The organism is Streptomyces sp. NPDC050504 (genome assembly GCF_044458065.1).
GTDB lineage: Bacteria > Actinomycetota > Actinomycetes > Streptomycetales > Streptomycetaceae > Streptomyces.
In genome coordinates, this window is record NZ_JBITHO010000025.1 from 1 (window position 1) to 13,114 (window position 13,114).

A 13,114-nucleotide genomic window follows, 5' to 3' on the forward strand; every position below is an offset into this window, starting at 1 on the left:
ATGCGACCGCTGTCGTGTTCGAGGACACCGAGCTGTCGTACTCCGAGCTCAACGCCCGTGCCAACCGGCTCGCCCGTCTCCTCATCGAGCGCGGCACGCGTCCCGAGGGCATCGTCGCCCTGGCACTGCCACGGTCGGTGGACCTCGTCGTCTCCATCCTGGCCGCGCTCAAGGCAGGGGCCGCCTACCTGCCGATCGACCTCGGCCATCCGATCGAGCGGATCACCTCCGTGCTCACCGAAGCACGGCCCTCGGTCCTCATCGCCGACGACGCGACGGGGGAGAGCCTGCGGGGTGTCGACGTGGCCCGGGTGTCGCTCGACGACCCCCGGGTGCGGCGGGACCTCGCGGACCGTTCCGGACGCGACGTGACCGACGCCGAACGCCACGGCACGCTGCTGCTCGACCACCGCGCGTACGTCATCTACACCTCCGGGTCCACGGGGCGTCCGAAGGGCGTGATGGTCACGCACCGGTCGCTCGCCAACAACCTCGCGGCCGTCGTGCCGGAGTACGGGATCGACGGGCGCTCGCGGGTGCTGGGGGCGACGGCGTTCAGCTTCGACGTGTCGGTGCAGGACCTTTTCGGCACGCTGGTCTCCGGTGCGGTCTTTGTTCTGGCCGCCGACGAGGACCGGGTCGACCTGGAGCGTTTGCAGGAGCTGATGCGTGCGCAGCGCGTGTCGCTGGCACACGTGACGCCGGGAGTGGCGCGGACGCTGGAGCCGGATCGGCTGCCGGAGCTGCGGGCGCTCGTGGTGGGCGGCGAGGCGCCGGACGCGGGGCTGGTCGACCGGTGGGTGTCGGCCGGCCGGGAGTTCTACAACAGTTACGGGCCGACGGAGACGACCATCGGGGTCACGCTGATGCGCTGTGCCGCGCCGGCGTGGGACCGTACTCCGCCGATCGGCCGTCCGCTGGCGAACACCCGGGTCTACGTACTGGACCGGTCGCTGCGGCCGGTTCCGGCAGGCGTGCCGGGGGAGCTGTACCTGGCGGGTGTCCAGCTGGCGCGGGGGTACCTGGACCGTCCCGGACTGACGGCCGAGCGGTTCGTGGCGAACCCGTTCGGGAGGCCGGGCGAGCGGATGTACCGGACCGGGGACCTGGTCCGGTGGAACGCCGATGGCCGACTCCAGTTCCTGAGCCGCACCGACGATCAGGTCAAGGTGCGCGGCTTCCGGATCGAACTCGGTGAGATCGAGGCCGCCCTGCTCGCGCACCCGTCCGTCGCGCAGGCCGTGGTGGTGGTGCGCGAGGACCAGCCGGGCGACAGGCGTCTGGTCGGGTACGTCGTTCCGGCGGGCGTCTCGGGTGTCTCGGGCGTCTCGGGTGTCTCGGGCGATTCAGGTGGCCCAGGCGGTCCGAGCGGTTCGATTGGTGTGGACGTCGTGGACGTCCGTGCCGGTCTGTCGGCCGTGCTCCCGGACTACATGGTGCCCGCCGCGGTCGTCGAGCTGGCCGCGCTCCCGCTCACGATTAACCGGAAGCTGGACCGCAAGGCCCTGCCCGCCCCCGACTACGCCGCCACGAGCCTGGACCGGGAGCCTCGGACCCTCCAGGAGCAGCTTCTCTGCCAGGCGTTCGCCGACGTCCTCGGGCTTCCGCGCGTCGGGGTGGACGACGACTTCTTCGACCTCGGCGGCCATTCACTGCTCGCCACCCGCCTGGTCAGCCGCATCCGCGTCGCCCTCGGGGCGGAGATCCCGGTCCGGGCCCTGTTCGAAACCCCCACCGTCGCAGGACTCGCACTCCGTCTCGCCGCGAACAGCACGGACGGCGCGGACGGCACGCGTCTGCCCCTCGTACCCCGGCCGAGGCCCCATACGGTGCCGCTGTCGTTCGCGCAGCAACGCCTCTGGTTCCTGGAGCGGTTGGAGGGTGCCTCCGCGCTCTACAACATCCCCGTCGCCCTCCGTCTCACCGGGGAGCTCGACCTCGGTGCCCTCAGGGACGCGCTCCACGACGTCGTCATCCGCCACGAAGTCCTGCGCACCGTCTTCGGGCACGTCGACGGCGTGCCGGAGCAGCGCGTCCTCGCGCACCGGACGCTCGATCTCCCGGGCCGCCTTCCGCTCCGCGCGGAGGAGACGGCGGAGGGCGACCTCGGACGGGCGGTGGCCGAAGAGGCGCTTCGCCCCTTCGCCCTCACCGATGAACTTCCGCTCCGGGCACGGCTGTTCGCCGTTGCACCGCAGGACCACGTGCTGGTTCTGGTGCTGCACCACATCGCGGGTGACGGCTGGTCCCTCGCGCCGCTCGCGCGTGACATCTCCACTGCGTACGCCGCCCGTGCCGACGGTCGGGCACCGGAGTGGGAACCGCTCCCGGTCCAGTACACGGACTACACCCTGTGGCAACGCGACCTGCTGGGCGACGACCACGACGCGGAAAGCCTCGTCGGCCGCCAACTGGACTACTGGCGCGCGGCCCTCGCGGATCTGCCCGAGGAGCTCGCCCTGCCCGCCGACCGGTCCAGGCCGCCCGTGGCCTCCCACCGCGGCGGCGCCGTCGAGCTGCGCATCGGCGGCGAACTCCACCAACGGATCACCGGCTTGGCCCGTGCCGAGGGCGTCACCGAGTTCATGGTGCTCCAGGCCGCACTCGCCACCCTGCTCTTCCGCCTCGGTGCGGGGACCGACATCCCCATCGGGACCTCACTGGCGGGCCGTACCGACGAAAGCCTGGACGAACTCGTCGGCTTCTTCGTCAACACTCTGGTGATTCGTACCGACGTCACGGGCGAACCGTCGTTCCGCGAGCTGGTGCACCGCGTGCGCGAACGGGGCCTGGATGCCTTCGCCCACCAGGACGTGCCGTTCGAGAGACTGGTGGAGGAGCTGGCCCCCGCCCGGTCCATGGCCCGCCACCCCCTCTTCCAGGTGATGCTCGCCCTCCAGAACGCCGCGCCCGCGAGCCTCGATCTGCCCGGTGTCGAAGCGCGTCTCCTCGATACGGGGGACCGGCCTGCCAAGTTCGATCTGGACGTGCAGCTCCGCGAGTCCCCTACCGGCGGCCTGACCGGCTCCGTCGGGTACGCCACCGATCTGTTCGACCACGGCACGGTGACGGCGCTGGCCGAGCGGTTCGTCCGGGTGCTCGACGCGGCGACGGCCGATCCCGCGCGCCCCGTCACGGACATCGACCTGCTCGGCGCGGACGAGCGTCGCAACGTGCTGACGGAGTGGAACGACACCGCGCACGAGGCGCCCGTGGCCACGCTTCCCGACCTCTTCCAGGCGCAGGCCGCGCACACCCCCGACGCCACCGCCGTGGTGTTCGAGGACACCCGGCTGTCGTACGCCGACCTCAACGCACGTGCCAATCGGCTCGCCCGCCTCCTGGCAGGACGCGGTGCCGGACCCGAAACCCTCGTCGCGGTGCACCTGGAACGCTCCATCGACCTCGTCGTCGCCCTGCTGGCCGTACTCAAGACCGGTGCCGCCTACCTCCCCGTCGACCCCGACCACCCCGCCGACCGCGTCACCCGTCTCCTCGCCGACGCAGGGCCCGTGCTCCTCCTCACCACCGGAGCCCTGCACCCGGCCGACACCGGGCAGGTCCCCTGCCTCGCCCTCGACGCACCGGACCTCATCGACGCCCTCGGCGGCCTGTCCCCGGCCGACCCGGAGGACGGCGACCGCGTCCGCGGCCTGCGCGTCGACCACCCGGCGTACGTCATCTACACCTCGGGCTCGACCGGACGCCCCAAGGGCGTGACGCTCACCCACCGGGCCCTGGTCAACCGGCTGGCGTGGATGCAGGACGCCTACCGGCTGTCGTCGGACGACCGGGTGGTGCAGAAGACGCCGTTCGGGTTCGACGTGTCGGTGTGGGAGTTCTTCTGGCCGCTGCTGGAAGGCGCCACCCTCGTCGTGGCGCGCCCGGGCGGGCACCGCGACCCGGTGTACCTGGCCGAGCTGATCCGGCGCGAGCGCGTGACGGTCGCCCACTTCGTGCCGTCCATGGCGCAGGTGTTCGTCGCCGAACCCACCGCCCGGGCGTGCGTGTCCCTGCGGGCCGTGGTGTGCAGCGGCGAAGCACTGTCCGCCGCGGTGCGCGACCAGTTCCACGCGGCGCTGCCGATCCCGCTGCACAACCTGTACGGCCCGACCGAAGCAGCCATCGACGTCACGTCCTTCACCTGCGAGCCGGGCGCCGACCCGGGCGGAGCCGTGCCGATCGGGAGCCCGGTCCACAACACCCGGGTGTTCGTACTGGACGCGGCGCTGCGGCCGGTGCCGCCGGGCGTGGCGGGGGAGTTGTACCTGGCCGGGGTCCAGTTGGCCCGGGGCTATCTGAACCGGTCCGGGCTGACTGCCGAGCGGTTTGTCGCCAGCCCCTACGGTGTTCCGGGGGAGCGGATGTACCGCACGGGTGACCTGGCCCGGTGGAACGCCGACGGGCAGGTGGAGTACCTGGGGCGCACCGATGACCAGGTGAAGGTGCGCGGCTTCCGCATCGAGCTGGGCGAGGTCGAAGCCGCCCTGCTCGCCCACCCGTCGGTCGCCCAGGCCGCCGTCGTCGTGCGGGAGGACCGGCCCGGCGACAAGCGACTGGCCGGATACGTGGTGCCGGTCGGCGTCGCGGACGTCGCGGAGATCCGCGCCCACGTGGCCAGGACGCTGCCCGACTACATGGTCCCGGCCGCGCTGGTGGTGCTCGGCGAACTGCCGTTGACGGTCAACGGCAAGCTCGACCGGAGGGCGCTGCCGGCTGCGGACCACGGCGCCGCGGTCACCGGGCGCGGGCCTTCGACGGTGCGGGAAGAGATCCTGTGCGCGCTGTTCGCCGAGGTGCTCGGCCTGCCGCACGTCGGTGTCGACGACGACTTCTTCGAGCTGGGCGGGCACTCCCTGCTGGCGGTGACGCTGGTGGAACGGGCCAGGGCGGCGGGCGTCGCCGTGGACGTACGGACGCTGTTCACCCACTCGACCGTCGCCGGTCTCGCGGCGTCGCAGGGCGCTGCGCAGGCGGCGCCCCCGGCCAACGGCATCCCCGCGGACGCCACGGCGATCACCCCCGAGATGGTGACGCTGGCCGACCTCACGGCACAGGGGATCGGCACGATCGTCGCCGAGGTGCCGGGCGGCGCGGCCAACGTCGCCGACGTCTACCCGCTGGCCCCGCTCCAGGAGGGCATCCTCTTCCACCACTTGCTGGAGGGCGAGAACGGCACCGACCTGTACACGCTGCCGTACGTCCTCGGCTTCGACTCCCGGCAGCGGGCGGACGCCTTCGTCGCCGCCGTGCAGCAGGTGGTGGACCGGCACGACATCCTGCGTACGGCCTTCCTGTGGGAAGGGCTCAAGGAGCCCGTCCAGGTCGTCCTGCGCACCGCCCCCGTCCCCGTCAGGACCCTCCCGGTCGAAGGCGCGGACGTCGTGGCCGGCCTGCTGGCCACCCGTACCGAGCCGATGGACGTCCGGACCGCCCCCCTGCTCCAGATCGGAGTCGCCCAGGACCCCGGCGACCAGCGGTGGTACGCCCTGCTCGAAGTGCACCACCTCGTGCAGGACCGCACGTCCCTGGCCCTGGTGTTCGACGAGATCCGAGCGATCCTCGCAGGAAGCGGGGACATGCTGCCCGCGCCCCTGCCGTTCCGCGAGTTCGTCGCGCAGGCACGCCTCACGATTCCGGCCCGGGAGCACGAGCGGTTCTTCGCGGAGCTGCTGGGGGACGTGAGCGAGCCGACCGCTCCGTACGGACTGCTCGACGTGCTCGGGGACGGCCGAGGCGTCTCCGAGGTGCGCATGCCGCTCGACGCGGACGTGGCGCGGCGGTTGCGGGAGCAGGCCAGGGGCCTGGGCGTCAGTCCCGCGACGCTGTTCCACGTCGCGTGGGCGCGTGTCGTGGCGGCCACGTCGGGCCGTGACGACGTGGTGTTCGGCACGGTGCTGTTCGGCCGGATGAACGCGGGAACAGGCGCCGACCGGGTGCCGGGACTGTTCGTCAACACGCTGCCTGCCCGTCTCGACATCGGCTCCGTGAACGTGCGCGACGCCGTGCACACCATGCGCAGGCGCCTCGCGGACCTGCTGGTGCACGAGCACGCACCGCTCGTCCTGGCCCAGCGCGCCAGCGGCCTCCCCGCCAGGTCCCCGCTGTTCACCTCGCTGTTCAACTACCGCCACAGCGAGGACACCGCCGCCCCGAGCCCCGAGGGCATCGAGCTGCTGCACGGGCACGAGCGCACCAACTACCCGCTGGAATTCTCCGTCAACGACACGAACCCCCACTTCACCCTCACGGTCCAGGCGGTGGCCGCGATCGATCCGCGAGCGGTGGGCGCCTTCGTCCGGACCGCGGTCGCCGACCTCGTCACGGCCCTGGAGAAGGAGCCCGAACGACCGCTGCGCGCGATCCAGGTGCTCGACGACGAACAGCGCCGACTGCTGACCGGTGGGACCAGAGGTATTGGTGGGACTGCGGGGATCGGGGAGAACGGCACGGCCCGCGAGGCGGTTCCCGCGACGCTGCCCGAGCTGTTCGAGGCGCAGGCCGCCCGGACGCCCGGCGCGGTGGCGGTGGTGTACGAGGGAACCAGGCTCACCTACGCGGAACTGAACGCGCGCGCCAACCGGTTGGCGCGCCTGCTGGTGGCCAGGGGCGCGGGACCCGAGCGGCGGGTGGCGGTCATGACGGACCGCTCGCCCGACCTCGTCGTCACCCTGCTCGCCGTGCTCAAGAGCGGGGCGGCCTACGTGCCGATCGACCCGGAGTATCCGGCGGACCGGGTGGCGTACGTGCTCAAGGACGCCACCCCCGCACTGGTCGTCGCCACCGGCGCCGTGACGGACGCGCTGCCGGAGGGCGTCGCGCGGGTGCTGCTCGACGATCCCGCCACGACCGCCGCGCTGGGCGAACACGCCGAAGGGAACCTGACCGAAGGCGAGCGCGACGGCACACCGTTGCCAGGGAACGCGGCGTACGTGATCTACACCTCCGGATCGACCGGTCGGCCCAAGGGCGTGGTGAGCACCCACGCGAACGTCACGCGCCTGTTCTCCGCCACCGACGACTGGTTCGGATTCGGACCGGACGACGTGTGGACGTGGTTCCACTCGTTCGCGTTCGACTTCTCCGTGTGGGAGCTGTGGGGGGCGCTGCTCCACGGCGGCCGACTGGTCGTCGTGCCGTTCGCGGTGTCGCGGTCGCCCGAGGAGTTCCTGCGACTGCTGGCGCGGGAACGGGTGACGGTGCTGAACCAGACGCCGTCGGCGTTCCACCAGCTCGTCCAGGTCGACGCGAACGCCTCCGCCGCGGAGCGGGAACTCGCGCTGCGCCTGGTGGTCTTCGGCGGCGAGGCGCTGGACCCCGGCCGACTCGCCCCGTGGTACGCCCGACGCCCCGACGACGCGCCGCGCCTGGTGAACATGTACGGGATCACCGAGACCACCGTCCACGTGACGTACGCGCCGCTGACGGCGCACGACGCGGGCCGGGCGGCGAGCGTCGTCGGACGGGGCATACCCGACCTGCGGACGTACCTGCTCGACGGCGCACTCCAGCCGGTGCCCGCGGGCGTGCCGGGCGAGATCTACGTGGCGGGTGCCGGCCTGGGACGCGGGTACCTGAACCGGGCCGGGCTGACCGCCGAACGGTTCGTCGCCAGCCCGTACGGCGTCCCGGGCGAACGCATGTACCGCACGGGCGACCTCGCCCGCTGGAACGCCGAAGGACAGATCGAGTACCTCGGCAGGGCCGACGACCAGATCAAGATGCGCGGCTTCCGCATCGAACCGGGCGAGATCGAAGCCGCCCTGCTCGCCCACCCGTCCGTCGCCCAGGCCGCCGTGGTGGTCAGGGAGGACCAGCCGGGGGACGAACGCCTCACCGGATACGTCGTGCCCGCACCCGAGCTGTCCGCGCAGGACGTCGGCGCCTTCCGGGCGGCGGGCGGCGCCCTGCGGGCCCACGTCGGGACCCTGCTGCCGGAGCACATGGTCCCGTCCGCGATCGTGGTCCTGGACGCGCTGCCGCTGACGGTGAACGGCAAGCTCGACCGCGCCGCCCTCCCGGCGCCCGAGTACGCGGGCCGGGGCGCGAGCAGGGAACCCGCGTCGGCCGAGGAAGCGGCCCTGTGCCGCATCTTCGCCACGGTGCTCGGCGTGCCCGACATCGGGGTCGACGACAACTTCTTCGACCTCGGCGGGCACTCCCTCCTCGCGACCCAGCTCGCCGGCCACATCCGCGCCTCCCTCGGCAGGGAAGTCCCGATCCGGGCGATCTTCGAAACGCCCAGCCCCGCGGGCCTGGCCAAGCGACTGGGACCCGAGAAGCGCCGCAGGCCCACCCTGAGTCCCCGACCGCGCTAGGGCCTGTCGGCACACTCCCGCGCGTCTTCCCCCGTCCAGTCCGCCACTCTCAGCCCGCCACTTCCAGTCCGCCCCGTTCAGCCCGTCCGGTTCAGTCCGCCACTTGTCGTAGAGAGCACGTCGATGATTCCTCTGTCCTTTGCCCAGCAGCGGTTGTGGTTCCTCGGGGAGCTGCAAGGGCCCAGCGGCACGTACAACATCCCGATCGCTCTGCGGCTGACCGGCGACCTGGACCAGCGGGCCCTGCACGCGGCGCTGAAGGACCTGGTGGAACGGCACGAGGCGCTGCGCACCCTGATCGCCGCCGTGGACGGCGTACCCGAGCAGAGGATCCTCACCCCGGACGAGGCGGATCTGCGGCTGCCGGTGACCGAGGTGTCGCAGGACGAGCTGACGCGGATCGTGGCAGAGGAGTCCGTCCGCCCGTTCGACCTCGCCCGGGAGATCCCCCTGCGCGCCCGCCTCCTCGCGGTGGCCCCGCGGGACCACGTACTGCTCCTGGTGGCCCACCACATCGCGAGCGACGGCTGGTCCCTCGCCCCCCTGGCGCGCGACGTCTCCACCGCGTACACCGCCCGCTCCCAGGGCCACGCGCCCGCCTGGGAACCCCTGCCGATCCAGTACGCCGACTACGCCCTGTGGCAGCGGGAACTCCTCGAAGGCGAGGACGACCCGGAGAGCTTCCTGAACCAGGAACTGTCGTACTGGCGCCGGGCACTGGCCGACCTGCCGGAGGAGCTGGCCCTGCCGTTCGACTGGCCGCGCCCCTCCGTGCCGAGCGATCGCACCGGCAGCGCCGGAATCGTCGTCCCCGCCGACCTGCACCAGCGGCTCGGTGCCCTCGCCCGCGCCGAGGGCGTCACCCTGTACGCGGTGCTCCACGCCGCGCTCGCCACTCTGCTCTCCCGCCTCGGCGCGGGTACCGACATCCCCGTCGGAACCCCGGTCGCCGGACGCACGGAAGTCGCGCTGAACGACCTTGTCGGCTTCTTCGTGAACACCCTGGTGATCCGCGGCGACCTGTCGGGACGCCCGTCCTTCCGCGAGGTGCTGGCCCGGGTACACGAGCGGAACCTGGACGCGCTCACCCACCAGGAACTGCCCTTCGAGCGGCTGGTGGAGGACCTGGCGCCCGTCCGGTCGATCGCCCGCCAGCCGTTGTTCCAGGTCATGCTGGTGGTGCAGGACAACGCCGAACCGCCCCTCGCGCTGCCCGGCCTCGACGTGACCGTGCTGTCGAGCACGGAGGTGCCGGCCAGGGCCGACCTCTCCTTCTCCCTCAGGGAGACCTTCGGCCCCGGCGGTGTGCCCGCCGGTCTCACGGGCGGCATCGGCTACGCGGCCGACCTGTTCGACCACGGCACGGTACAGGCGCTGACCGAGCGGTTCGTCCGGCTCCTCGACGCGGTGACCGCCGATCCCGCCCGGCCCGTCGACGACATCGACCTCCTCAGCCCGGCCGAGCGCCGGCAGGTCCTGACCGGGTGGAACGACACCGCGCACGACGTCACGACCGCGACGCTGCCCGAACTGTTCGCGGCGCAGGCCGCCCGCACCCCCGACGCGACGGCGGTGGTGTTCGAGGACGCCGAGGTCTCCTACGCCGAACTCGACGCCCGCGCCAACCGGCTCGCCCGCCACCTGGCCGGCCTCGGCGTCGGACCGGACACCGTCGTCGGGGTCCACCTCGAACGCTCCGTCGACCTGGTCGCCACCCTCCTGGCGGTGGTGAAGGCGGGCGGCGCCTACCTCCCCGTCGACCCCGACCACCCCGCTGACCGGACGGCCCACGCGCTCTCCGACGCCCGGCCCGTCGTCGTCGTCACCACCAGCGCCCTGCGCCCCCGCCTCCCCGAGGGCGAGGCCGCGCGCCTCCTCGTCCTCGACGACCCGGACACGGCACTCACCCTCGGCGCTCTGCCCTCGACCGGCCTCACCGACAGCGAGCGGCGCGGTGCGCTGCTGCCCGCCCACCCGGCCTACGTCATCTACACGTCCGGCTCCACCGGACGGCCCAAGGGCGTCTCCGTGCCGCACCAGGGCGTGGTCAACCGCCTGGAGTGGATGCAGGACGCGTACCCGATCGGCGCCATCGACCGCGTGCTCCAGAAGACCCCCTTCGGATTCGACGTGTCGGTCTGGGAGTTCTTCTGGCCCCTCCTCCAAGGCGCGGCCCTGGTCGTGGCCCGCCCCGGCGGACACCGCGACCCCGCCTACCTGGCCGACCTCGTACGGACCGGGAACGTCACCGTCAGCCACTTCGTCCCCTCCATGCTGAAGGCCTTCCTCACCGAACCCTCGGCCTCCGAGTGCACCGGCCTGCGCGCCGTCCTGTGCAGCGGCGAAGCCCTCACCCCCGAACTCCGCGACCAGTTCCTGCGCACGCTGAGCGCCCCCCTGCACAACCTCTACGGCCCCACCGAAGCCTCCGTGGACGTCACCCACGCCTCGCACCTCACCGGCGACGACCCGATCGTCCCCATCGGCCGACCCGTGTGGAACACCCGCGCCTTCGTCCTCGACGCCTCCCTGAGGCCCGTCGCACCCGGAGTCCCCGGCGAGCTCCACCTCGCAGGCGTCCAACTCGCCCGCGGCTACCTCAACCGCCCCGGCCTGACCGCCGAGCGGTTCGTCGCGAACCCCTACGGCACGCCGGGCGAGCGGATGTACCGCACCGGCGACCTCGTCCGCTGGACTTCCGACGGTCGATTGGAGTACCTGGGCCGCACCGACCACCAGGTCAAGATCCGCGGATTCCGCATCGAACTCGGCGAGGTCGAGGCCGCTTTGGCCGCGCACCCGGCCGTCGCCCAGGCCGCCGTGGTCGTCCGCGAGGACACCCCGGGCGACAAGCGACTGATCGGCTATGCCGTCCCCGTCCCCACCGCTCCGGGCGTGGACGGCGCCGAAGTGCGCACCCACACCGTCGGCCTGCTGCCCGACTACATGGTGCCCTCGGCCGTGGTCGTCCTGGAGGCCCTGCCCGTCACCGTGAACGGCAAGCTCGACCGCAGGGCCCTGCCCGCGCCCGAGTACACCGCCGACCGAGAGGTCCGAGAGCCGCGCACCGCCCGCGAAGAGATCCTGTGCGAGGCCTTCGCCGACGTGCTCGGCCTGCCGCAGGTCGGAGTGGACGACAACTTCTTCGACCTCGGCGGCCACTCGCTGCTCGCGGTGACGCTGGTGGAGCGGCTGCGCGCGCGTGGCCTGTCGGTCGACGTACGGTCCCTCTTCACCACGCCCACAGCGGCCGGACTCGCCGTGACCACGGGACAACCCGAGATCCTGGTCCCCGAGAACCGCATTCCGGCCGGTGCGCGGGCGCTCACGCCCGACATGCTCACCCTGGTCGAACTGGACGAGGGGCACATCGCGGAAATCACCGCCCGAGTCCCCGGCGGCGCCCCGAACGTGGCGGACGTGTACCCGCTCACCCCCCTCCAGGAAGGCATCCTCTTCCACCACCTCATGGGCGGCGGTACCACGGAGGAGGACGTGTACGTCCTTCCCACCGTCCTGCGCTTCGACTCCCGCGCCAGGCTGGACGAGTTCGCCGCCGCCCTGGGACACGTCGTGGACCGGCACGACAACTTGAGGACCGCGGTGCTCTGGGAAGGGCTGCCCGAGCCGGTACAGGTGGTGCTCAGGCACGCCCCGCTGCGGGTGGAGGACGTCGTACTGCCCGGTGCCACGGATGACACCGGCGCCCCGGCCCCCGACCGCGAACTGGTCACCGGGCTGCTGTCCGCCTGTCCGCCCTCGATGGCTCTCGACAGCGCCCCGCTGATCCGTATGCACGTGGCCGCCCAGCCGGGCGGCGGTCAGTGGCTCGCCCTGGTGCAGGTCCACCACCTCATCCAGGATCACACCGCGCTGGACGTCATCCTGGGGGAGGTGCACGCGTTCATCGACGGGCGCGACGGCGAACTGCCCGCGCCCGCGCCGCACCGCGAGGTCGTCGCCCGTGCGCTCGGCCGGGTGTCCCCGCAGGAACACGAGGCGTACTTCTGCCGCCTGCTGGGCGGCGTCACCGAGCCGACCGCCCCGTTCGGGCTGACGGACGTCCGCGGAGACGGCAAGGGGATCACCGAGTCCACGGCCGTCATGGACCCGCGCCTCTCCGCGAGGCTCCGCGAGCAGGCGCGGCGCCTCGGCGTGAGTCCGGCGACGCTGTTCCACGTCGTGTGGGCCCGCGTGCTGGCCGCGACCTCCGGCCGCGACGACGTGGTCTTCGGGACGGTCCTGTTCGGCAGGATGGGCGCCGGGGCCGAACGGGCCGTGGGCCTGTTCATCAACACCCTCCCCGTCCGCGTCGACACCGCGGGTTCCGGCACGCGTGACGTCGTGCGCGCCGTACAGGACCAGTTGGCCGAGCTGCTGCTGCACGAACACGCGCCGCTCACGTCGGCCCAGCGGGCGAGCGGGCTGCGCGGGGACACCCCGCTGTTCACCTCGCTCCTGAACTACCGCCACGGCGCGGCGGACTCGGGACCTGCGCGTGACGGTCTGCCCGGTGTGGACGTGCTCTTCATGCGGGAGCGGACGAACTACCCCGTCGGAATGATCGTCGACGACAGGGGCGATGATTTCGCCTTCACAGCACAGATCGCCGCGCCCGGGTCGCCCGATGCCCTGTGCACCATGATGAAGACCGTCGGCGAAGGGCTCGTCGCCGCGCTGGAATCGGACCCCGACAGGGCGCTCGGTGACATCGAGGTGCTGGGTGTCGGTGAGCGTCGGCGTGTGTTGGTGGAGTGGAACGACACGGCGTGTGATGTGCCGGTGCGTACGTTGTC

The 13,114-nt window shown here is 72.3% G+C and carries 2 protein-coding genes; both read left to right on the forward strand.

Annotated elements, in window-relative coordinates:
• Positions 1-14: 14 nt before the first annotated feature.
• Entirely contained in the window at positions 15-8,318 is an 8,304-nt protein-coding gene (locus tag ACIBNE_RS41055; RefSeq protein ID WP_399281193.1) for an amino acid adenylation domain-containing protein, read from the forward strand.
• Positions 8,319-8,441: 123 nt separating this feature from the next.
• On the forward strand, positions 8,442-13,114 hold a 4,673-nt coding region (locus ACIBNE_RS41060), incomplete at its 3' end, for an amino acid adenylation domain-containing protein (RefSeq protein ID WP_399281195.1).